The 22,536-nt window shown below is 72.8% G+C and carries 20 protein-coding genes and 1 tRNA gene; 9 read left to right on the top strand and 12 right to left on the bottom strand.

Annotated features, from left to right (window positions below; all coding sequences use genetic code 11):
* Positions 1-101: 101 nt before the first annotated feature.
* Both AB0C69_RS02555 and AB0C69_RS02560 read right to left on the bottom strand, forming a co-directional pair.
* Positions 102-177, bottom strand: a tRNA-Lys gene (locus tag AB0C69_RS02555).
* A 44-nt stretch (positions 178-221) separates the two neighbouring features.
* A complete protein-coding gene (locus tag AB0C69_RS02560; protein ID WP_360348796.1) occupies positions 222-1,508 on the bottom strand; it encodes a cytochrome P450 in 1,287 nt (428 codons plus the stop codon).
* A gap of 24 nt (positions 1,509-1,532) precedes the next feature.
* Here AB0C69_RS02560 and AB0C69_RS02565 point away from each other — a divergent pair, with 24 nt between their 5' ends.
* Together AB0C69_RS02565 and AB0C69_RS02570 are read left to right on the top strand one after the other, a co-directional pair.
* Positions 1,533-1,925, top strand: coding sequence for a hotdog domain-containing protein (locus tag AB0C69_RS02565; protein ID WP_353831833.1), 393 nt, complete (start codon positions 1,533-1,535; stop codon positions 1,923-1,925).
* 1 nt (position 1,926) lies between these two features.
* Positions 1,927-2,613 (top strand): dienelactone hydrolase family protein, encoded by a 687-nt coding sequence (locus AB0C69_RS02570; protein WP_360348800.1) that lies wholly within the window; start codon positions 1,927-1,929, stop codon positions 2,611-2,613.
* A 55-nt stretch (positions 2,614-2,668) separates the two neighbouring features.
* On the opposite strand, the gene AB0C69_RS02575 is transcribed toward AB0C69_RS02570, so the two are convergent.
* Positions 2,669-3,199, bottom strand: coding sequence for an NlpC/P60 family protein (locus tag AB0C69_RS02575; protein WP_353831831.1), 531 nt, complete (start codon positions 3,197-3,199; stop codon positions 2,669-2,671).
* A gap of 626 nt (positions 3,200-3,825) precedes the next feature.
* Here AB0C69_RS02575 and AB0C69_RS02580 point away from each other — a divergent pair.
* Positions 3,826-5,229 carry a family 1 glycosylhydrolase gene (locus AB0C69_RS02580; protein WP_360348803.1) on the top strand — a complete coding sequence of 468 codons (1,404 nt, stop codon included), beginning with the start codon at positions 3,826-3,828 and terminating at the stop codon, positions 5,227-5,229.
* 28 nt (positions 5,230-5,257) lie between these two features.
* On the opposite strand, the gene AB0C69_RS02585 is transcribed toward AB0C69_RS02580, so the two are convergent.
* Positions 5,258-6,280, bottom strand: coding sequence for a DNA topoisomerase IB (locus tag AB0C69_RS02585; RefSeq protein ID WP_360348806.1), 1,023 nt, complete (start codon positions 6,278-6,280; stop codon positions 5,258-5,260).
* Between the two features lie 10 nt (positions 6,281-6,290).
* Positions 6,291-7,139 (bottom strand): SDR family oxidoreductase, encoded by an 849-nt coding sequence (locus tag AB0C69_RS02590; protein ID WP_353831830.1) that lies wholly within the window; start codon positions 7,137-7,139, stop codon positions 6,291-6,293.
* A 179-nt stretch (positions 7,140-7,318) separates the two neighbouring features.
* On the opposite strand from AB0C69_RS02590, the gene AB0C69_RS02595 reads away from it, so the two are divergent.
* The 5 genes from AB0C69_RS02595 to AB0C69_RS02615 all read left to right on the top strand — a co-directional run bounded on the left by AB0C69_RS02595 (position 7,319) and on the right by AB0C69_RS02615 (position 14,768).
* On the top strand, positions 7,319-8,092 hold the full coding sequence (locus AB0C69_RS02595; RefSeq protein WP_360348809.1) for an SDR family oxidoreductase: 774 nt from the start codon (positions 7,319-7,321) through the stop codon (positions 8,090-8,092).
* Positions 8,093-8,100: 8 nt separating this feature from the next.
* Positions 8,101-8,865 carry a crotonase/enoyl-CoA hydratase family protein gene (locus tag AB0C69_RS02600; protein WP_345172734.1) on the top strand — a complete coding sequence of 255 codons (765 nt, stop codon included), beginning with the start codon at positions 8,101-8,103 and terminating at the stop codon, positions 8,863-8,865.
* A 235-nt stretch (positions 8,866-9,100) separates the two neighbouring features.
* Complete coding sequence (locus AB0C69_RS02605) at positions 9,101-9,844, top strand: L,D-transpeptidase family protein (RefSeq protein WP_360348812.1); 744 nt, start codon at positions 9,101-9,103, stop codon at positions 9,842-9,844.
* Positions 9,845-9,925: 81 nt separating this feature from the next.
* Positions 9,926-12,736, top strand: coding sequence for an AAA family ATPase (locus AB0C69_RS02610; RefSeq protein ID WP_360348815.1), 2,811 nt, complete (start codon positions 9,926-9,928; stop codon positions 12,734-12,736).
* Between the two features lie 223 nt (positions 12,737-12,959).
* A complete protein-coding gene (locus AB0C69_RS02615) occupies positions 12,960-14,768 on the top strand; it encodes a M4 family metallopeptidase (protein ID WP_360348818.1) in 1,809 nt (602 codons plus the stop codon).
* Positions 14,769-14,857: 89 nt separating this feature from the next.
* Here the strand turns inward: AB0C69_RS02615 and AB0C69_RS02620 are convergent, their stop codons facing one another.
* Entirely contained in the window at positions 14,858-15,346 is a 489-nt protein-coding gene (locus tag AB0C69_RS02620; protein WP_360348821.1) for an isochorismatase family protein, read from the bottom strand.
* A 37-nt stretch (positions 15,347-15,383) separates the two neighbouring features.
* Entirely contained in the window at positions 15,384-15,809 is a 426-nt protein-coding gene (gene arfB / locus AB0C69_RS02625; RefSeq protein ID WP_345172742.1) for an alternative ribosome rescue aminoacyl-tRNA hydrolase ArfB, read from the bottom strand.
* A gap of 129 nt (positions 15,810-15,938) precedes the next feature.
* Here arfB and AB0C69_RS02630 point away from each other — a divergent pair, with 129 nt between their 5' ends.
* Complete coding sequence (locus tag AB0C69_RS02630; RefSeq protein ID WP_360348824.1) at positions 15,939-16,808, top strand: oxygenase MpaB family protein; 870 nt, start codon at positions 15,939-15,941, stop codon at positions 16,806-16,808.
* A gap of 184 nt (positions 16,809-16,992) precedes the next feature.
* On the opposite strand, the gene AB0C69_RS02635 is transcribed toward AB0C69_RS02630, so the two are convergent.
* The 5 genes from AB0C69_RS02635 to AB0C69_RS02655 form a co-directional block, all read right to left on the bottom strand.
* A complete protein-coding gene (locus tag AB0C69_RS02635; protein ID WP_360348827.1) occupies positions 16,993-17,970 on the bottom strand; it encodes a trypsin-like peptidase domain-containing protein in 978 nt (325 codons plus the stop codon).
* Positions 17,971-18,240: 270 nt separating this feature from the next.
* The gene (locus AB0C69_RS02640; protein ID WP_360348830.1) at positions 18,241-19,785 is read right to left on the bottom strand and encodes an ATP-binding protein; all 1,545 of its coding nucleotides are present in this window, start codon (positions 19,783-19,785) and stop codon (positions 18,241-18,243) included.
* Positions 19,785-20,513, bottom strand: coding sequence for a response regulator (locus AB0C69_RS02645; protein WP_353831822.1), 729 nt, complete (start codon positions 20,511-20,513; stop codon positions 19,785-19,787). Before AB0C69_RS02645 ends, AB0C69_RS02640 begins: the two co-directional genes overlap by 1 nt.
* A gap of 103 nt (positions 20,514-20,616) precedes the next feature.
* Positions 20,617-21,144: a peptide deformylase gene (gene def, locus AB0C69_RS02650; protein WP_345172751.1), complete on the bottom strand. Its 528-nt coding sequence runs from the start codon at positions 21,142-21,144 to the stop codon at positions 20,617-20,619.
* A 130-nt stretch (positions 21,145-21,274) separates the two neighbouring features.
* Positions 21,275-22,378 (bottom strand): hypothetical protein, encoded by a 1,104-nt coding sequence (locus AB0C69_RS02655; RefSeq protein WP_360348834.1) that lies wholly within the window; start codon positions 22,376-22,378, stop codon positions 21,275-21,277.
* Positions 22,379-22,536 lie beyond the last annotated feature (158 nt).

Genomic DNA, 22,536 nt, shown 5'->3' on the forward strand with positions numbered 1-22,536 from the left:
GGATTGGGCCGCCGAGCCGTCCTTGAGCCGGCATGGGGACGAAGCGGGGCAAACGCGGCGGCGGACCAGCCTGGCATTCTCGCGTTCGCCCTGGTCAGGGGTGGTGGGTCGCGTGGGACTCGAACCCACAACCTACGGATTAAAAGTCCGGAGCTCTGCCAATTGAGCTAGCGACCCGTCCTGGCAAGCGTACCGAGATCGACGGGGGGTTCGCGACGGGGTTAGGGGGCGGGGGTCAGGTGGACGGGGAGGTGCTTGAGGCCGTTCTGGAAGTTGGAGGCCAGTCGGACGGGCGTGCCGGTGAGGGTGACGTCGTGGGGGAGGAGTTCGCGGAAGACGGCGCGCATCTGGGTGCGGGCCAGATGGGCGCCCAGGCAGAAGTGGGGGCCGAAGCCGAAGCTGACGTGGTCGTTGGGGGTGCGGGCGACGTCGAAGCGGTCGGGGGAGGGGAAGACGGTCTCGTCGCGGTTGGCGGAGGCGTGGTAGACGACGACCTTGTCGCCGGGCTCGATCTTCTGGCCGCCGAGGTCGAGCGGGGTCGTGGCGGTGCGGCGGAAGTCCATGACCGGTGGCCAGTAGCGGAGCATCTCCTCGACCGCGGACGGCAGCAGGGACGGGTCGGCGCGGAGGCGGGCGAGTTCGGCGGGGTGGTCGAGGAGGGTGAGCAGGCCGCCCGGGATGCCGTTGCGGAGGGTCTCGTTCCCGGCGACGGCGAAGAGGAAGAACATGTTCTCGAACTCGGAGGGGGTGAGCCCGCCTTCGAGCATGCGGGACATGATGTCGCCGGACGGGCGGGAGCGCTTCTCGGCGGCGAGGGCGTGCGCGTAGGCGAACATGTCGGCGAGGGCCGTGGAGGAGCGCGGGTTGATGGGGCGGCCGTCGGGGCGGACGGTCTCGGACGGGCGGTGCCTCATCGCCTCGCGGGCCATGGGGGTCATCGCGGCGGCGTCGGCGGTGGAGAGGCCGGCGTAGTCGGGGTCCTGGTAGCCGATGACGCGGGACGCCCAGTCGTAGAGGAGGCGGCGGTCGGAGTCGGGGACGCCCATGATGTGGGCCAGCGTCCAGACGGGGAGGTCCGCGGCGAGCTCGACGAAGTCGGTGTCCTCGCCGAGGGCGGAGGCCACGAGGGCGCGCGCCCGCTCGTTGATGGTGTCCTCCAGGGCGCGGACGGCGCGGGGGGTGAACGCGGCGGCGACGATGCGGCGCAGGCGGGAGTGGTCCGGCGGGTCCTGGTTCAGCATCATCGCGCGGACGAAGGCGAGGTCCTCGGGCGTGTCGGGGTCGCGGATCTGGGTGGCGCCGAGGTGGGAGGAGAACAGGTCCGGGGAGCGCAGGACGTGCTTGACGTCGGCGTGCCGGAAGACCGCCCAGAAGCCGGGGCCCGCGGGCCAGGGGCCGACGGGCGGTTCGCCGACCCGGGCGACCGGCGACGCGGCGCGGAGCCGGGCGAACGTCGCGTAGGGGACGCCGGCGGCATAGGTGGCGGGCAGGAAGATCTCCTCGTGCATGCCCTCAGCGTGCATCATGACGGGGTGAAGCCTGAAGAGATCCTCCGTGACAACTTCGCGCCGTGGGTGCTCGACCTGGGCCTGGTGCCCGAGGAGGTCGGGGACGGGACGGCGGTGCTGCGGCTGCCCTGGTCCGACCGTCTCGCCCGGGAGGGCGGCGCGCTGTCGGGGCAGGCGCTGATGGCGGCGGCCGACACGGCGGTGGTGCTGGCGGTGTCGGGGGCCAGGGGGGCCTTCGTGCCGATGACGACGGTGCAGCTCAGCACGACGTTCCAGCGGCCCGTGACGGGACGGGACGTGCTGGTGCGCGCGGAGCTGTCCAAGCTGGGCCGGACGCTGGCGTTCGCGGAGATCGACATGACCGCGGACGGGCGGACGGTCGCGCATGCCAGCGCGGTCTACGCCATCATCGGCTGACATGACGCGTACAGAGAAGGTCGTCGTCGCGGACGGCGAGTTCGACCTGCGGGTGTGGGGGACGCGCGGTCCCGGGATCCTGCTGCTCCAAGAGATTTTCGGTGTCGGCGACTACATGGAGGCGGTCGCCGAGGACCTGGTCGCGCTGGGGTTCGTCGTGGCGGCGCCCGACATGTTCTGGCGGATCGAGCCGAACTGGACGACCGCGCACAACGAGGCGGCCCTGCCCAAGGGGATGTCGATGGTCTCCCAGTTCGACTGGGAGAGGGGCGTAGAGGACGCTGTGGCGGCGCTGGGGGTCCTCAAGGGGCTGCCAGAGGTGGGCCGGGTGGGCGTCCTGGGGTTCTGCTTCGGCGGGACGCTGGCGTACCTGGTGGCTGCGAACGCGCAGGTCGATTCGCTCGTCTCGTACTACGGGTCCGGTGTGCCGGGAATGCTTGACAAGCTCGACGCCGTCCAGGCGCCTGCGCAGTTCCACTTTGGCGGTGCCGACGCGTACATCCCCCGGGAGGACGTCGCCAAGGTGGAACGTGCGGTCGAGGAGAGGGACCACATGGAGATCCACGTCCAGGAGGACGGCGGGCACGCGTTCCACAACCGCAAGGCGCCGATGTTCTACCAGCCGGAGCCCGCCGCGCGCGCTTGGCGGCTCACCGAGGAGTTCTTGCGGCGGACCCTGCCGGCCTAGTGCCGCGAAGGCCCCGCGCCGGGCGGGCGGCGCGGGGCCTGGCGTGCGGTCCGGGTCAGATCCCGGGCCGGACGGCGCCGTGGAAGTTGCGCTTGTAGTAGCCGTTCAGCTTGATCTTCTTGACCCGCTTGCCGGAGCTCGGCGCGTGGATCATGTAGCCGTGGCCGACGTAGATGCCCATGTGGCTCCGGCCGCCGTAGAAGAACAGCAGGTCGCCCTTGACGGCGCCCTTCCAGGAGACCTTCTTGTGGACCGCCTTGTAGATCTGCTGGGTGGTCCGGGGGAGCTTCACCCCGGCCTTGCGCCAGGATCCTCCGGCGAGCCCGGAGCAGTCCCAGGAGCCGGGGCCCGTGGCGCCGTAGCGGTAGGGGTCGCCGATCTGCTTGGCCGCGTACCTCACGGCGTAGTCGGCGCGCTTCCTCTGCTTGGCGATCCGGGCCTGCTTGGCGGTGAGGGCCGTGGTGGTGACCGTCGCGGCCGGGGCCGCGGCGAGGGGCGCCCGCTGCGGGGCCGCGGCGTGCACGGGCCCTGCCGCCAGGACGGACGCGCCGAGCGCGGTGGTCGTGGTGAGCACGAGCCCGCCCACGGTGAATCCGGCCTTGAGGGGGTTTCGAGGGGTATGCAGAATGTCTCCAGACCTCGCGGTTGATGCCTACCGGGCAGCCGTCACCCTCCGGATTAATTGGAGGGTTCGAGATGCAGCGGCCGATTTCGCAGCGTCATTGAGGGGGGACGCAGAGAAATGGCGGCCGCTTCCGGTTCCGTGCCTCTCGTCTGCACGGATTCGGCGTCCGACGACGGCTTCCGGGCGGGGTCCCTGGAGGGGACGACCTGGGGGTCCGCGCCGGCCTCCCGTGGGAGACCGTCCGCGCCGCCGCCGCGCGTCGGGGTGCGTGTTCTGTTGTCCGGGCGGCTCGGGCGCCGCATGAACCGGGCAGGAAGCTAGCCAGCGCGCGGCCGGGCTGGCAAATCACCCGCCATTTCTCCACGGTGGCGGCGGTCCGTTTGAGACACCGGTCCAGCGTTCTGCCAGCACTGATCGGCAACCCCTTTCACTGATTGTGAAGTGAGTCACAAGCGCCGGAAAAGCATGATCAATTTATCGGTCTGTGATGCGCGGCACAGCCGGGGGCGGGTCCGGCGGTTGCCGGATCCGGCCGTGTCCGGCCATTGACGGGGGCGCGCGCGACCCCTGTAGTGCGAAGGAGATTCATGTCCGCCTCCGGAGGGAGTCCCGTGTTCGGCAGGCCCCGCAGAGCACGCCCCGTCCACCTCCTGCCGGCCCTCGGCCTGGCGGCCGCCCTCGCGCTGACCGCCGCGTCCCCCGCCGCGGCCGCCCCGGCCGCCGAGTCCGCCGCCGGCAGGCCCGCCACCGCCAAGTTCCCGCCGGGATTCCTCTGGGGCGTCGCCACGTCCGGCTTCCAGAGCGAAGGCTCCTTCCCCGACAGCAACTGGACGAGGTACGCCGACCGCAAGGCTGGCGGCGTCACCGACCCCTACGAGAATTCCGTCGACTTCCGGCACCGCTACCCGAGCGACCTGAAACTCGCCCGCGGGCTCGGCGCGAACGTGTTCCGGACGTCCGTCGAGTGGTCCCGCGTCGAGCCGCGCCGCGGTTTCCGCGACCCCAAGGCGATCGCCTACTACGACGACCTCGTCCGACGGATCAGGGCGGCCGGGATGCGCCCGATGCTGACGCTCGACCACTGGGTCTACCCGGGCTGGGTCGCCGACCAGGGCGCCTGGGACAACCCTCGGACGCGGGACGACTGGCTGCGCAACGCCCGCTTCGTCGTGGACAGGTACAAGCGCCAGGGCGTCGTCTGGATCACGTTCAACGAGGCCAGCGCCTACATCTACAAGGAGCTGACGGCCCGTCCGATGGACCTCGGCCAGATGATGAGGATGCGCAACGCCCTGGTCAGGACGCACCGCGCCGCCTACGACATGATCCACGCGGTGGACCCGGGTGCCCCGGTGTCCAGCAACGTCGCCTACGGGTCGCCTGTCAACGGCATCTTCGACGCGGCCCTGTTCAACGAGGTCACCGACAAGCTCGACTTCATCGGCATCGACTACTACTACGGCGCCAACCTGCAGAACGGGACCGCGGCCTACGCGCTCATGGGCGAGTTCTGGAAGATCGACCCTGAGCCCGAGGGGCTGTACTACGTCCTCAGGAACTACCAGCGCCGCCTGCCGAACCTGCCCATCTACATCGTCGAGAACGGCATGTCCACGGACAACGGCAAGCCGCGCCAGGACGGCTACACACGCTCGGACCATCTGCGCGACCACGTCTACTGGATCCAGCGTGCGATGGCCGACGGCGTGAAGATGATGGGCTACAACTACTGGAGCCTCACCGACAACTACGAGTGGGGCAGTTACCGGCCGCGGTTCGGCCTCTACACGGTGGACGCGCTGACCGATCCGTCCCTGGCGCGCCGTCCGACCGACGCCGTCCCGACCTACCGGTCGATCATCGCGAACCGGGGCGTTCCCGCCGGTTACGTGCCGGTGCGCAAGCCCGGCTGGTGCTCGATCGAGGATCCCGTCGCCACCTGCCTCGGCACGACGCCCACCCCGCCCGCCGCCTACCGCCGCGCGGAGTGAGGACGGGCGTCTCCGCCTCCGGCGGACATCAGGAGGCCCCGCGGAGCAGGTCGAGGACGGCCTGCTCCGTCGGCCCCTGCGTCGCCAGCTCGCCCTCGGCGACGTCCACGCCGAGCCGTCCGAGGGCGGGCGCGATCGTCGCGCCCTCCTCGTACAGGTCGATGACGCGCGGGTCGATGTAGGACGCCCGCGCCACGGCCGGGGTGTTGCCGAGGTAGGAGGCGACCTCCTTGACGACGCGGACGACGGCGCGGTTGCGGGAGGCCTCGCTGTCAGCGGCGCGCACCGACACCGCGAGCCCGACGGCCGCGAGGACGGTGGCGTGCCACGTCCGGAAGTCCTTGGCGGTGAAGTCGCCCTGGGTGACCTCGCGGATGAACTCGTTGATGTCGGACGTGGTGACGTCGTGCCAGCCGCCGGGCGTCCGGTAGGCGAGCAGCTCGGGCGAGTCGTCGCCGCGCCGCTTGAGGCCGCTCACCACCTTGCGCACGTTCTCCTCCGCGACCGCCTGGTACCGGTCCTTCGAGCCCTTGGCGGGGTAGTCGAACGTCACCCGGTCGCGCCCGCAGGTGACGTGCTCGCGCAGGACGGTCGCGAGCCCGAAGGTGCCGTTCTCGGCCGCGTACGCCTCCCCGCCGATCCGGAAGAACCCGAGGTCGATGAGGCGGACGGCCGCCGCGAGCACCCGCTCGCGCGTGTAGCCGCGTCCGGCCAGGTGCTGGGTGAGCGTGTGGCGGACCTTGGGCAGCCGCTCGGCCAGTTCCAGGACGTGGTCGTGCTTCTCCCGGTCGCGCTGCTCGCGCCAGGCGTCGTGGTAGAGGTACTGGCGGCGCCCGGCGGCGTCCGTCCCGACGGCCTGGATGTGGCCGTCGGAGTCGGGGCAGATCCAGACGTCCTTCCACGCGGGAGGGATGACGAGGGCCTTGATCCGTGCCTTCTCGGCGGCGTCGGCCAGGGTCCGGCCGTCGAGGCCGAGGTACACGAATCCCTTCCCGCACTTCCGGCGCCCGTAGCCGGGCTCGCTCAGGTCGCTGCGTCGCAGCTCCGTCATCGGCACTCCATCAGCCCGGGTGGATCTCACCGCCGGCGGGGACCAGGGTCTGCCCGGTGTAGTAGGACGACTGGCGGTCGGAGGCGAAGAAGACGTAGGACGGCGCGATCTCGTCGGGGTCGGCGGCGCGCCCCATCGGGGCCTGCTTCCCGAAGTCCTCGACCTTCTCCGCGTCGAACGTGGCGGGGATGAGCGGCGTCCACACCGGGCCGGGCGCGACGCAGTTGACCCGGATCTCGCGGTCCATGAGGTTCTGGGCGAGGCAGGTGGTCAGCGCCATCGCCGCCGCCTTGCTGGCCGAGTAGTCGATGAGCGTCTTGTTGCCGCGCAGCCCGTTGATGGACCCGGTGATGATCACCGACGACCCGGGGCCCAGGTGGTCGAGGGCCTCCTGGACGGTCCAGAACAGCGAGAACACGTTCACCTCGAACGTCCGCCGGAGCTGGGCGTCGTCGATCTCGCGCACGTCCTTCACCGGCGTCTGGGTGCCGTGGTGCAGGACGAGCAGGTCGAGCCCGCCGAGGTCGCGGACGGTGTGCCGGACCACCTCGCGGCAGTGCCGCTCCTCGGCCAGGTCGCCGCCGAACGTCACGCACCGGCGGCCGGCGGCCTCGACGAGGCCCGCGGTGTGCCGGGCGTCCTCGTCCTCCTCCAGGTAGGTGATCGCGACGTCCGCGCCCTCCTTGGCGAACGCGACGGCCGTCGCCCGGCCGATGCCGGAGTCGCCGCCGGTGATCAGTGCGCGCCGTCCCTCCAGCAGGCCGCTGCCGGTGTAGCCGCGCATCTCGTCGCGTGGTTCGGGCGTCATGTCCTCGGTGCGCCCGGGGTAGGACTGGCTCTGTGCAGGACGCTCGCTCATGGGGTCCGGGTGCCCTTGCCAGGGGGCGGCAAACGTTCTCTATTGTGACTCCAGAGTAACTTCGCCTTCCCGGGCGAGGTCGCGCCTCCGTGATCCGCAGGGGTGTGAGCAGAGCGCGCGACGACGTCTGGATAGCATCACCCCGAACCACATTCGGTCCCTCACGTAAGGTGTCGCTTATGGACCTGAACGGAGTTTCCGCCGTCGTATCCGGTGGCGCGAGCGGCCTCGGTGAGGCCACCGTCCGCGCGCTGGCCGCCGAAGGCGCCAAGGTGGTCATCGCCGACCTGAACGAGGACAAGGGCAAGGCCCTCGCCGACGAGATCGGCGGCGTCTTCGTCAAGACGGACGTGTCGAACGAGGAGCAGGTGCAGGCCGCGGTGCAGGCCGCCGTCGACTCCGGCGCCCCGCTGCGCGTCATCGTCAACAGCGCCGGCATCGGCTGGGCGTCGCGGACCGTGAACCGCGACGGCACCCCGCACGACCTGGCCTCCTACGAGACCGTCATCCGGATCAACCTGATCGGCACCTTCAACCTGATGCGGATCGGCGCCGCGGCGATCTCCAAGACCGAGCCCGCCGACGAGGACGGCCTGCGCGGCGTGGTGATCAACACCGCCTCCATCGCCGGCATCGAGGGGCAGACCGGGCAGCTCGCGTACTCCGCGTCCAAGGGCGGCATCATCGGCATGACGCTCCCCGCCGCCCGCGACCTCGCCGCGATCGGCGTCCGCGTCAACACGATCTGCCCCGGCATCATCGACACCCCGATCTACGGCGAGGGCGAGGCGGCGGAGGCGTTCAAGGCCAAGCTCGCCGCCCCCGTCCCGTTCCCGAAGCGGATGGGCAAGGCGTCGGAGTTCGCCCACCTGGTCAAGTCCCTGATCGAGAACGACTACATGAACGGCGAGACGATCCGCTTCGACGGCGGTATCCGCTTCCAGCCGAAGTGAGGCACTGAATGACCGACGCTGTCCTTACCGAAGAAGACGGCGCCGTCCTCATCGTCACCATCAACCGCCCGGAGGCCCGCAACGCGGTCAACGGCGAGGTGGCGAAGGGGATCGCGGCGGCCCTCGACGAGCTCGACTCCCGCAAGGACCTGTCCATCGGCATCCTCACCGGCGCGGGCGGGACGTTCTGCGCCGGGATGGACCTCAAGGGCTTCCTGACGGGCGACAACCCGACCGTCGAGGGACGCGGCTTCGCCGGCATCACCGAGCGCCCGTCGGCCAAGCCGCTGATCGCCGCCATCGAGGGCTACGCCCTGGCCGGCGGCTGCGAGGTGGCGCTGTCCTGCGACATGATCGTCGCGGCGCGGGACGCCCAGTTCGGGCTGCCCGAGCCGAAGCGCGGGCTGGTCGCCGCGGGCGGCGGGCTGCTGCGGCTGCCGCAGCGCATCCCGTTCCACATCGCCATGGAGATCGCCCTCACCGGCGACAAGTACCCGGCGGAGCGGATGGCCGAGCTCGGGTTCGTCAACCGGCTCGCCGAGCCGGGCGGCGCGCTCGCCGCGGCCAAGGAGCTGGCCCTGAAGGTCGCCGAGAACGCCCCGCTGGCGCTCGCGGCGACCAAGAAGGTCATCGTCGAGTCCGCGGACTGGACGTCCGACGAGGCGTGGAAGAAGCAGCAGGACATCACCCTGCCGGTCTTCATGTCCAAGGACGCCCAGGAGGGCCCGGCGGCCTTCGCCGAGAAGCGCAAGCCGAACTGGAAGGGCGAGTAGCCTTCCGGCCTGAGTGGCCCTTCGGTGTCGTGACGGCACGCAGAGCGCCCGGAACTTCACGGTTCCGGGCGTTCTGCGGTTTCCAGAGCGTCCTGATCCGGTCGCCGAGAAGAGCCCCCTTGCCCGGCAGTGAGTAACGCCGTCCTCTCGGGCACACGCCTGCTGTTGAGGGGTACCGGGGCGGGGTAGAGATCGAGGCATGATCATCCGTTCCTCAGGAGCAGGGAGCCGCGTCATGCGTTCGGGTGCCATGCGGGTCACGGTTCTCTCCTCTGCCGCCGCGCTGTCCTCTGCCGCGGTGCTGGTCGCGGCGGGGGTTCATGCCCCGCAGGCGTTCGCCCGGGAGAGGGTGGAGGATCCCTGCCGGGCGCTCGGCCAGGGGAAGACGCGCTACGAGCCGGGTGCGGCGCGGCATGTGGTGTTCGCCGTGGCGGCCCGATACGGCACGACCGAAGTGGCCGTCACCGAATGCGTCAGGGCGGGGCGCTCGTGGAAGACGCTCCTGACCGCACCGGGGCATGTGGGACGGAACGGATATGCCGAGCCGGGCGCCAAGCGGGAGGGCGACGGCAGGTCGCCGACCGGCTCCTACAGCCTGACCCAGGCGTTCGGCGAAGGGGACCCCGGCACCCGCCTCCCCTACCGCACGCTGCGGGAGAGCGGCGACTGCTGGGGCTCGACGATCGGCGACCGGCGGTACAACCGGTACTACCGGGGCACGTGCCTGCCCGCCGACGAGAACCTCTCGAAGATCATGCGGGACGGGCCCTACCGGCAGGCCGTGGTGATCAACTACAACCGGCCTCCGGACTCGCCGGTCGTCCAGGGGAACGGCTCGGCGATCTTCATGCACGTCGGCGCGGGTCGGACGGCCGGGTGCGTCTCGATGGAGCGGTCCGTCCTGGAGGCCGTCATGCGGACCCTGCGCCCGCACGACCGGATCATGATGGGGACGAGCCAGGCCCTGTTCCGCCCCTGAGCGGAACGCGGGCGTTGTGACGGGTTCGTCCGCTGGCTATCGTCGGTGGCGGCGTCCTAGTCCTCCTGAGGGGAGCGAGTCATGGACGTCCTCGCCGTGTCGTCGGCGGTCCGCGCCGGAGCACCGCCCAGGCTGGCAGGGCGGTCCGCGCTGCTCGCGTCCGTGGAGTCCCGGATCGGGCGGAACGGCAGCGTGGTGCTGACCGGTCCGAGCGGTATCGGGAAGACGGCGCTGCTCGAAGCCGCCGGAGCCGCGGCCGCGGAACGCGGGGAGCTCGTGCTGCGGGTCGCGGGCACCGAGACCGAGCGGTGGGTGCCGTGCTCGGGGCTCGCCGAGCTGCTCGACCAGCTGCCGGGCGCGCTCACCGCCGAGCTGCCGCGCGAGCGGCTGTCCGGGCTGCCCGAGCCGCATCCGGCGGCGGCGTCCGACCATGCCGCGTGCCGGCTGGCCTTCCGGGGGCTGCTCGCCCGGTGCGCCGAGGAGCGGCCGGTGCTGCTGCTCGTCGACGACGCCCAGTGGCTGGACGCCGAGTCCGTGCACGCCGTCCGCTACACGGTCGGCCGGCTCGGCCCGCGCGGCGTGCGCGCCATCGTCGCCGGGCGCTGGCCGGAGGGATTCGCCGCGAGCGACGGCGGCGACACCTGGACGCCCGCGCCCGACGCCGCGCACCTCCCCGTCCCGCCGCTGGAGCCGGACGAGCTGGCCGAGATGCTCGACAGCTACGGGCTCCCGGTGCGGGTGGTGAACACCCTGCACGCCGACTCCGGCGGCAACCCGTACCTGGCGCTCGCGCTCGGCGGCGCGTTCACCGGGCGCGTCCCGCGGCACTGGCGCCCCGCCCCGCTGCCGCAGCGCGTGCGGGCCGTGATCGCCGAACGGCTGGCGCGGCTGCCCGAGCGTGCCCGCGAGACGCTGCTGATGGCGGCGCTCGCGATCCGGCCGACGGCGGACCTGCTGCGCCGGGCCGGGCGCGCCGAGGCCGCGCGCGACATCGGGCACGCCGCCGGGCTGGGGCTGCTGATCACCGAGGGCGGCGGGATCCGGTTCACCCCGCCCGCGGTCGGCACCGTCCTCGCCGAGTCCGCCGACGCCCCGCACCTGGCGCGGGTGCACCGGGCCCTCGCCGAGGTGGTGCCGGACGCGGCGGGACGGGCCCGGCACCGCGCCCTCGCCGACCCGGGCCCGAACGCCGAGCTCGCGCACTCGCTGGTCACCGCCGCCGAGCAGGCCGTCCGGCAGGGGTCGCACCGGATGGCCGCCGAGCTGTACCTGCTGGCCGCGGACCGCTCGCCCGCCGAGCCCGCCGCCGAGCGGCTGGAGTGGCTGGTCGCGGCGGCCGAGACGGGCGCGAGCGGCGGCCTGCCCGACCTCGCGCACCGCGCCGCCGACGCCGTCCTGGCCGCCGACGCCACCCGCGCGCAGCGGGTCCGGGTCCGGCTCGCGCTGCTGGACCTGTCCGGCCAGGGGCTCACCGAGATGGGCGAGCTGTTCGCTGCCGCGCTGGTGGACGCCGAGGGCGACCCGGCGCTGCTCGGGCAGGTGCGGCTGCGGACGGCGCTCGGCACGCTCGTGACCGGCGCGCCCGGACGCGCCGAGCAGGAGGTCAACGCCGCGCTGGTGCACGCGCGCGACACCGGCGACACCGACCTGGAGGCGCGGGCGCTCGCCGTCCGGGCGAACATCGCGCTGATCGAGGGGCGCGGCGACTACGCGGGCGACCTCGAACGGGCGCGGCGGCTCCCGGAGCCCCCGCTGGACGGACGGCTCCACATGACGCCCCGGTACCTCGCGGCCTACTGCGCCATCTTCGAGGACCGGCTCACCGAGGCGCGCGCCGAGCTGCTGCGGCTGCTGGCGCTGGTGGAGCGCGGCTCCGGCGAGGAGGTCGTGCACGTCCTGCGCAACCTGTCGGAGGTGTCGGCGCGGACGGGCCGCTGCCGGGAGGCGCTGGACTTCGCCGACCGCGCCATGCGAGTCACCGAGCAGGCGGCCCTCAGCCCCGGCCCGGCCTGGTACCACGGCGCGCTGGCGGAGCTGGCGGGCGGGGACATCGACCGGGCGGTCGCCCTCGCCGAGCGCGGGGTGCGGGCGTCCGAGCAGGAGAACGACGTCATCTTCCAGAGCCGCCTGCTGCACGTGCTCGGCGTCGCCCAGACGCGGAGCGGGGACGTCCGGGCGGGCGTCGGCACGCTGCGGCGCATCGAGGCGCTCGGCCAGGACCGCAGGCTGCCGTCGCCGACGGTGCTGCCCTGGCAGTGCGACCTCGCCGAGGGGCTCGCGGCCCTGGGCGACACCGGGCGGGCCGCGGAGCTGATCCGCACGACCCGCGCCGCCGTCGGGTACCGCGGCGCGAGCGTCACCGGACGGCTGGACCGGGCGGAGGCGGCGCTGCTGGCCGCGCGCGGCGAGCACGACGCGGCGGTCGCGCTCCTCAGCGAGGCCGCGGCGCTGTTCGCGCGGCTCGGCCAGCCGCTGGAGGCCGGGCACTGCCTGCTCGACCAGGCGCGCGTCGAGCGGCGCCGGCGGCGCGGCGCGGCCGCGCGGCGGGCGGCCGAGGACGCCCTGGAGATCTTCACGCGGTGCGAGGCGCGGCCCTGGATCGAGCAGGCGCGGCACCGGCTGTCCCGCCTGGAGACCGGCCTGCGGGACGGCCCCGCCGGGCCCGGTCCCGCCGCCCGGGCGTCGCTGACCGAGGGGGAGCGGCGGATCGCCGTCCTCGTCGGTCAGGGCGCCACCAACCAGCAGGTGGCCAACCGGCTGTATCTGAGCGTGAAGACCGTCGAGGCGTCCCTCACGCGCGTCTACCGCAAGCTCGGCATCCGCTCCCGGGCGCAGCTCGGGGCGCTGCTGGGCGGCGGGCCGGCCGGCCCCGGGGCGTCGCCGCCGCACTAGGGAACCCTCGTCCGCCCCCTGGCCGTGTAGGGGTTTCCCTTGCCGTGCGGCGCGCCTCCCTACACCTCAGGTGCAGGGGGAACTTTGCGGTGACATGCCGGAAATGGCGTGTCATCGTTCCCGAGGCAAACCCCCCACTCCGGAGTTCCGCGGCCCCACCGGGCCGCCGGAGCGCTCCCCCTCGGGCGTCCCCCGCGACGGCCGGCAGACAAGGAGTACCCCCGTGAGATCCACGACCCCCGGACGCGCCCACAGGCGCGTCGCCCTGAGCACATCCCTCGTCACCGTCGCCGCCATGGCGCTGCTGAGCATGCCGATGGGCCCGGCGTCCGCCGCACCCGCGCGGGCGCCGAAGGGCGACCCCGGCCAGCTGCCGGCGAAGGTGAGCGCGCAGGAGTACCGGACGCTCGTCGGCCGGGCCGAGGCGCGGCAGGACGAGACCAGGTCCGCGCTGAAGCTCGGCGCGAAGGTCGGCCTGAAGGTGAAGACCGTCGTCAAGGACCAGGACGGCACCACCCACACGCACTACGAGAGCACCTACGAGGGCCTGCCCGTCCTCGGCGGCGACCTCATCGTGCACCGCTCCAAGGCCGGTTCGATCGAGCGGGTCTCCCAGGCGCTCACCAAGCCGCTCCAGGTGGAGACCGCACCGAAGACCCTGGTGTCGACCAGGCCGAACACGCCGAAGGCCGAGGGCAGCGTCGCCCCGCGCAAGGTCGTGTGGGTCGGCGAGGGCGGCGAGCCCGTCCTCGCCTGGGAGACCGTGGTCGGCGGGACGCAGAAGGACGGCACGCCCAACCGGCTGCACGTCCTCACCGACGCCGTCTCCGGCAAGAGGATCGTCGAGTGGCAGGGCGTGCAGACCGGCACCGGCAGGAGCCAGTACTCCGGCACGGTCCAGCTCGGCACCAGCTCGTCCGGCGGCAGTTACGTCCTGCGCGACACCGGGCGCGGCAACCACGACACCACCAACCTCAACCGGGCCACCTCGGGACGCGGCACGCTCTTCTCCGACGCCGACGACACCTGGGGCGACGGCACGGCCGGCAACAGCCAGACCGCCGCGGTCGACGCCGCCTACGGCGCCGGGGAGACCTGGGACTTCTACAAGACCGTCTTCGGACGGTCGGGGATCCGCGGCGACGGCGTCGGCGCCTACTCCCGCGTCCACTACGGCACCAGCTACGTCAACGCCTTCTGGGACGACAGCTGCTTCTGCATGACGTACGGCGACGGCCAGGGCAACAGCAAGCCCCTGACCGAGCTGGACGTCGCGGGCCACGAGATGACGCACGGCGTCACCTCCAACACGGCCGGCCTGGTCTACCAGGGCGAGTCCGGCGGCCTGAACGAGGCGACGTCGGACATCATGGCCAGCGCCATGGAGTTCTGGGCGAACAACGCCAGCGACGTCGGCGACTACCTCATCGGCGAGAAGATCAACCTGCGCGGCGACGGCGCGCCGCTGCGGTACATGGACCGTCCCAGCAAGGACGGCTCCTCGCTGGACAATTGGTCGCCGAACGCCGGGAACGTGGACGTCCACTACTCCTCGGGGATCGCCAACCACTTCTTCTACCTGCTGTCCGAGGGCAGCGGCTCCAAGGTGATCAACGGTACCGCCTACAACTCGCCGACCTCCGACGGCAAGCCGGTCACCGGCATCGGCCGGGAGAAGGCCGCGGCGATCTGGTACAAGGCGCTCACCGAGGAGATGCGCCCGACCACGAACTACGCCGACGCCCGCCGCTCGACGCTCGCGGCGGCGTCCAAGCTGTACGGGCAGTCCAGCGCCGAGTACGCCGCGACCGCGAACGCGTGGGCCGGGGTCAACGTCGGCAGCCGCGTCAGCGACCCGGGGCCCGACGACCCCGGCCCCGGCGACCCGAGCGGATCGTGGGCCGCGGGCACCGCGTACAAGACCGGCGACGTGGTGACCTACGACGGCGCCAGCTACCGATGCCTCCAGGCCCACACCGCCATGCCCGGTTGGACCCCGCCCAACGTCCCCGCCCTCTGGGAGAGGATCTGACCGAACCCGCGCGCCGCGGTGCTCCCGCCGAGCACCGCGGCGTCGCGCTGCGTTCTCCCTTGCGCTCTGCTCTGCCATGCCCTGGGCCGTCAGAGGTAGTCGGTGGTGTTCCTGACGGTGCCGAACCTCGGGAAGGTGCGCCGTACGGCGAAGTCGTGCTCCTCGGCGGTGCGGTCGGACATCGCGTCCGCGACGAACTCCAGGTCGTAGCCGTGGTCGCTCGCGACCCGCGCGGTCGACTCCACGCCCATGCTCGTGACGAGCCCGCCGAAGACGAGCGTCCGCACCCCCCGCTCCCGCAGGCGTTCGTCCAGGTCGGTGCCGTGGAACGCGCCGATCGTCTGCTTCACGACGACGACGTCGCCGGGCTCTTGGAGTCCGGGCGCCAGCTCGCTGCCCGTCGGCTGCTCGGCGACGTTCGGACGCTCGACGCGCACGAGCACGACCGGCCGCCCCTGCGCGCGGAACGCCCCCGCGAGCGCGCGGCAGCGGTCGAGCACGTCCTCTCCGGAGTGGGGGGCGAGCGGCAGTGCCACGATGCGCGGCATGAGGTCGATGAGGACGAGCCCGGAAGACATGAAGATCATTTTAGGGCGGTCCCCGGGGCGCCGGGGGTCAGTCCCAGCGGGCGTTGCGCTGGCGCTTCACGTTGCTGCGGCGCTTCTTGTTCTCCAGCCGCCGCTCGTTGATGCCCCTGGGGACCTTCTTGGGGATCCGCTTCTTCGGGGGAGGGGCCGTCGCCTCGGCCAGGAGGGTCGCCAGGCGGGTGCGGGCCGCGTCGCGGTTGCGCTGCTGGGAGCGGTACTCCTCGGCGCGGATCGTGAGGACGCCGCGGACCAGGCGGCCGGACAGGCGCTCCAGGGCGCGGGCGCGCAGCGGCTCGGGGAGGGACGGCGAGTTCGCGACGTCGAAGGAGAGTTCGGCGGCGGTGGCGCTGGTGTTGACGTGCTGCCCGCCCGGCCCCGAGGAGCGGGAGAAGCGCCAGCCGAGCTCGGACTCCGGGATGGAGACCGAGCCGCGGACGTGGATCTGGGCGGGCATGCCCCCATTGTCGCAGGGAAGGCCCGGCCCGGTCGCTCCAATATCGTGCCCGCCGCCGCGTCGCGCCGCGGCCTCCGGCTCGCGGGTCCGACTGGCGACCGCTGCAAGTACTTACTTACACTGGGCGCCATGACCGTTCTCGCCGATGACCATGCCGACGAACCAGGGCTCTTCCGGGACGACGACCTCATCCGCGTCATCACGCGGGAGGGCGTGCTGATCGCCGCGGGCGGGGCCGCGTCGCTCCTCCAGACCGCGCACCCCAAGGTCGCGCAGGGCGTCTACGACCACAGCTACACGGCGGACGACCCGCTGCGCCGGCTGCGGAACACGATGGGATGGCTCTACGCGGTGCAGTTCGGGACGAAGGAGGAGGCCGAGACCTTCAGCGCCCTGGTCACCAAGGGGCACGCGGCCGTCACGGGACCGGACTACGAGGCGAACGACCCGGAGCTGCAGGTGTGGGTCGCGGCCACGCTGTTCGCGGTGGCGGTGCAGTTCTACCAGCTGGTCTTCCGGCGGACGTTCACCGACGCGGAGCTGGAGGAGTTCTACCGGCAGACCAAGGTCTACGCGACGATCCTCGGCTGCCCGGAGGAGCGGATGCCGGAGACGTACCCGCGCTTCCGCGAGTACTACGCGGGGATGCTGCGCGGCCTGGAGATCACCGACGCGTCGCGGGCCATCGCCGAGCAGGTGCTGAACCCGAGGCTGCCGGGCGGGCCGCTGCACGCGCCCGGGCTCGCGGCGATCCGGCTGCTCACCGCGGGGCTGATGCCCGCGCCGATCCGCGAGCAGTACGGGTGGACCTGGAACGCGGCGCGGGAGCGCCGCTTCCGCCTCCTGGTCGGCGTGATCGCGCTCGTGTACCCGCGGCTCCCGCTGCGCGTCCGCACGCTGCCGCGCGAGTACTACCTGCTCACGACCCGCCGCATGCTGGCCAGGCTGAAGCGCCGCCCGGCCGTCGAGGTGCGGAGCGCGGCGCCGGAACAGGGCTGACCGCGGGCCGGGCGGGCCGGGCGGGCCGGAGACGGATGTGAGCGGCCGCGCGACCCACAGGCAGGTCACGCGGCCGCTCTCCCTTGCTCGGTCCTCCCGCCCAGACCCGGCGGGAGGACCTACCGGCCCGGGTCGCCGTCCGCCGCCCGCTCCCCCCAGAGCCCTGGCCGGACGGCGCCCAGGGTCAGACCGATGCGCCGGCGATGATCGCGTCGGCGGCCTTCTTGGCGGAGTCGACGGGGATGGCGAAGCCGACCCCGATGTTCCCCTCGCTGCTCCCGGACGTGGCGATGGCGGTGTTGACGCCGATCACCTGGCCCGCGGCGTTCACCAGCGCGCCGCCGGAGTTGCCGGGGTTGATGGCGGCGTCGGTCTGGATCGCGTTCTTGATCACGGTCTGCTGCTGCTGCGACAGCCGTCCCTGGAGCCCCGGCGGAAGCTGCTGCTGCTGGTCGCCGCCCTCCTGGATGTCGCGGCCCAGGGCGCTGACGATGCCGGACGTCACCGATCCGTCCAGCCCGAGCGGGCTGCCCACGGCGAGGACCGCGTCGCCCACCGAGACGCGGCCGCCGGTGCCGAGCGTCGCGGGCTTCAGGCCCGACACCCCCTGCGCCTTGACCACGGCGACGTCCTCCGCCGTGTTCGCGCCGAGGACCCGCGCCGAGGCGGTCCTGCCGTCGCTGAACTTCACCGCGACCTGCTGGGCGCCCGACACCACGTGCGCGTTGGTGAGGATCACCCCGTCGGAACGCAGGACCACGCCCGAGCCCCCCTCGACGCCCGACGCCGTCCGCGCCTGGATCGACACCACGCTTGGCTGAACGGCGGCGGCGACCTGCGCGGTCGTGCTCTTGGACGAGACGCCCGAGACGGCCGTCGGGCTCGCGTAGACGGTGCTCTCGTGCGTCAGCGCGAGCACCACTCCCGCGCCGGCGCCGCCCGCCCCCAGGGCCAGCGCCATCGCGGCGCCCGCCGCGGCGAGCTTGTGCCGCGTCGTGCTCAGCACCCCCATGCCGAACACGCCCGGACGAGACGGCGCCGCCGCTTGCCGCTGCGGCGGGACGTCGCCCGCCCACGGCGGGTAAGGCTCGAACCCGGGTGTGCTGGACTCCCCGGGTCTGCTGGGCTCCCAGGGCTGCTGCTGCGGCCGGTCGGCGTTCATCGGATCCCCCTGTCGCTCTCTCACCATGAAGAGTGCGTCCCGGGTCTGCAGGCCGCCTGGAGCCAACCTGAAAGTGTGCTGAACGCCTACATGTCATGAAAAAGGCGGCCGAGGGGTGGTCCCTTCGGCCGCCGTGCCGACCGTCGCGAAGCTGGCCAGGGCGCGGCCTCCCGCTCCCCGTCGAGACCGGGGCGCGCCCTGTGGGTCCATTGGAACCCACGATCCTGAACGTTTCCTGAACGGGGCGGCGGCGTCCCCCGGCCGTCGCCCCTAGCCGTCCGCCAGAGGCAGGACGACCGAGAACGTCGCGCCCTCGCCGGGAGTGGAGTCGGCCCGGACGACGCCCTCGTGGGCGGCGACGAGCGCGGCGACGATGGCGAGGCCGAGACCCGCGCCGCCGTCGTCGCGCGAGCGGCCCTCGTCGGAGCGGTAGAAGCGCTCGAAGACCCGTTCCACCTGGTCGGGAGCCAGCCCGGGCCCCTGGTCGGCGACCGCGACGACCGCGGCCGGCTCGCCCCGCAGAGTGCCCGGCGACAGCCGCACCTCGACCGGCGTGCCCTCCGGCGTGTGCGTGACCGCGTTGGCGAGCAGGTTGCCGAGGACCTGCCGCAGCCGCGGTTCGTCCCCCAGCACCTGGTAGGCCAGCCCTCCCTCGACGGTGAGGTCGATCGTGCGCTCGGGTGCCAGGACTCTCGCCTCCTGGACAGAGTCCGCGGCGACGGCGAGCAGGTCCACCGGGCGCCGCTCGATCGGGCGCTGGCGGTCCAGCCGGGCGAGCAGCAGCAGGTCCTCCACGAGCAGGCCCATCCGGGACGCGGTCTCCTCGATCCGGCCGATCAGCCGGTCCAGCTCCTCGGGGGAGCGGGCCGCGCCCTGCCGGTAGAACTCGGCGAACCCGCGGATCGCGGTCAGCGGGGTGCGCAGCTCGTGGCTGGCGTCCGCGACGAACCGCCGCATCCGCTCCTCCGAGAGCCGCGCCGTCTCCTCCGAGCGCAGGGCCGTCTCCTCCGAGCGCCGCGCCGCCGCCTCCGACTGCGCGCGCGCCCCGAACGCCGCCTCGATCTGCCCGAGCATCGTGTTCAGCGACCGTCCGAGCCGGCCCATCTCCGTCCCCGGGTCCGCCTCCGGGACGCGCCGGGACAGGTCGCCCGCCGCGATCGCGCCCGCCGTCTCCTCCACCGCCGACAGCGGGCGCAGGCTGGCCCGGACGACGACGACGCCGACCACCGTCAGCACGGCCAGCACGGCCAGCCCGACGATCGCGTCGATCACCACCAGCCGCTGCACGGTCCGGTCGATCTCCTCCAGGCTGAACGCGAGCACGATCACCGCGCCGCCGGGGATCGGCTCGGCCAGGATCCGCCACGTCGACCCGCCGGTCCCGGTCACGGTGAACGGCTGGTCGACGTGCCTGTTCAGATCGGCGGGCAGGCGCGGATGGCCGGCCTCGCTCCACGCCTCGTTCTGCCCGAGCGAGCGGCCGTCGGTGGTGCGGACCTGCCCGTACATCTCGCTCGGGATCCGCACCGTGATCCGCGTCTGCCCGCTCTCCAGCTGCGGGACGACCTGGTCGATCGCCCGCCCGACCGAACCGCGCAGCTGGTCGTCGGCCCGTCCGACGAGGTACTGCCGCAGCACGGACGCGCCCGCCGCGCTCATCACCGTCATGCCGAGCGTGACCAGGACGAGCATCCCGGCGATCAGCTTGACGCGCAGCGACGTGCGGGACCACAGCCGCGCGAGGCCCCCCGCCGGGGCCGCGCCGGCGCCCCGCGCCGGGGGAGGGGCGGTCGCCGGAGGGACCCGCGTGGCCATCAGCCCGTTCTCGACGGCTCGCGCAGCACGTAGCCGACGCCGCGCAGCGTGTGGATCAGCCGGGGCTCGGTGTTGTCGACCTTGCGGCGCAGCGCGGAGACGTACGACTCGACGATGCCCGCGTCGCCGCGGAAGTCGTAGTTCCACACGTGGTCGAGGATCTGCGCCTTGGACACGACCCGGCCCGCGTTCGCCATGAAGTAGCGCAGCAGCTTGAACTCGGTCGGCGACAGCTGGACGGGCCGGCCGCCCCGCCACACCTCGTGGCTGTCCTCGTCCAGTTCGACGTCGGCGAAGACCATGCGCGGCGGCGGCTCGGTCACGCCGCCGCGGAACCGGCGCAGCACCGCCCGGATGCGGGCGATGACCTCCTCCAGGCTGAACGGCTTGGTGACGTAGTCGTCGCCGCCGATCGTCAGTCCCTTGATCCGGTCCTGGACGGCGTCCCGCGCGGTCAGGAACAGCACGGGGGTGTGGTTCCCGCCGGACCGCAGCCGCCGCGCGACGTCGAACCCGTCGATGTCGGGCAGCATCACGTCCAGCACGATCAGGTCGGGCCGGTGCCGGCGCGCCGACTGGACCGCGTCCGCGCCGTTGGTGGCGGTGATCACGTCGAATCCGGTGAAGCGCAGGCTGCCGGCGAGGAGCTCCAGGATGTTGGGCTCGTCCTCGACGACGAGCAGCGTCGCCTCAGCCGCCCTGCCGCCGTTCGCCGTACGTTCGACCACTGGCACCGTCCCCCTCCACATCATCGAAGAGGTTGCCATCTCAACCTGAACGTCCCCTGAACGCGGGCAGGGTAAAGGTCGAGCGTCCGCGCCGGACGGGCGCCTACTCGCGGAGGGCGCGGATCGCCCGCATCGCCTTGCGCCGGGCGTCCCCGGACAGCACGTCGATGTAGACCGCACCCGCCAGGTGCCCGCACTCGTGCTGGAGGCAGCGGGCGAAGTAGCCGGTCCCCTCGACGCGGACGGGCCTGCCCTTCACGTCCACGCCCTCGACGACGGCGTGGTGGTGGCGGGGGGTGTCGAAGCGCAGGCCGGGGACCGACAGGCAGCCCTCCGACTCGACCACCAGCTCGCCGTCGGCGGCCACCAGCCTCGGGTTGACGACGTGGCCGACGTGGCGGCGGCCCCGGTCGTCCTCGACGTCGTAGACGAAGATCTGCAGGCCGACGCCGATCTGGTTGCCGGCGAGGCCGGCGCCGTCCTCCTCGTACATGGTGACGAACATGTCGTCGACGAGGCGCTCCAGGGACGCGTCGAACGTCCGGACCGGGTCGCACTCGGTGCGCAGGACCGGGTCGCCGAGAAGCCTGACCGGGCGGGCGGTTCCGCGTGGATGGGTCCGTTTGCTCACGTCGAAGATCCTATAGAGGGCGCCGGATCCCCGAGAACGCGAAGGGCGGTGCACCAGGCCTGCTCAGGGCCCGGCGCACCGCCCGGCGGCGTGCGTCGTCGCGCTGCTCGCTCCGCGACTCGGTCTCGCCCTACAACTCGATGGGGCCGCGCTGCTGCGGGGGGATGGGGGTGGTCGCGGGACCGCCGGAGTCGTCGTCCGGGCGGGCGGGCTTGGCCTGCGGCGGGACCGGCGGCTTCGGGGCGTCGGCGGCCGGGGACGGCTCGGGCTTCTTGACCGGCGGCGCGGTCTGCGGCGGGCTCGCCTGCGGCGCCGCCGGCTGCGCCGGGGTCGTCTGAGCCGGGGCCGACGGCGCCGGACCGGCCGGTGCCGGGCTCGCCTGGGCGGGGCTCGCCGGTGCCGGAGCGGCGGGGGCGGGCTTGGCCGGGGCGGGCTTGGCGGCCGCGGGCTTGGCGGGAGCCTGCGGGGGCTTGGCTCCCGTCGTGGGCGCGGGCTGCGGCGGGGCCTGCTTGGCCTGGGCGCGGGGCGCGGGGCTCTGCCGGACGGCGTCCTCGACCATCTTCTCCAGCGGGCCGGCCTCGTTCTCGGCGGTCAGCAGCCGGTGCAGCGTGTCGCTGATCTCGGTGAGGCGCTGGAGGGCCTGGGTGTGGTTCTTGGTGAGCGCGGTGAGCCGCTGGGTCGCGCCCTCGTTGATCACACTGGCGCGGCGCTCGGACGCGGTGAGGGTGCGCTCGGCCTCCAGCCGGGCGCTGGTCACCGTCTGCTCGGCCTCCTGCTTGGCGGACGACAGGACGCTGTCGGACTCCTTCTTGGCGGAGTCGAGCACGTGGTCGGCCTTCTCCTGCGCCTGGGCGAGGTTCCGTTCGGCGTGCGCGCGGGCCTCGTCGATGATCCGCTTGGACTCGTGCTCGGCGTCCTTGCGGATCTCGCCGCCCTTGGCCTCGGCCTCGGCCAGCTTCTCCCGGGCCTCGTCCTCGGCGAGGTTGATGATCTGCCGGAGCCGGTCGCTCAGGTCGTCACCGGTCGGCTTGCGGGCCTCCCGGACCTCGGCCATCTCGCGGCGGATCCGCTCGACCTCGTCCTGCGCGCGGGCGAGCCGCGCCTCTAGTTCACGGTGCTTCTGCTGGGCGCGGGCGATGTAGTCGTCGACCTGGCGGCGGTTGTAGCCGCGCATGACGATCTCGAAGGACTCTTCTTGGAGGAGGTTCGGCAGGATTTCGGCTTCGTTGCTCATGATGCCTTGGGGGTCGTTGGCGGGGGTCGGCGCCCCGTCAGGGTCGGTTGAGTTGCGATCCTCACCCGCCGGTGAGCGGCCCACGGTGGGAAACGTCAGGACGACTCTTGTCCGGTCCACCCCATTCGCGCAACCGGAACGCACTTCTCGCTGTCGTT

Source organism: Actinomadura sp. NPDC048032, assembly GCF_040653175.1.
Classification (GTDB): Bacteria; Actinomycetota; Actinomycetes; order Streptosporangiales; family Streptosporangiaceae; genus Spirillospora; species Spirillospora verrucosospora.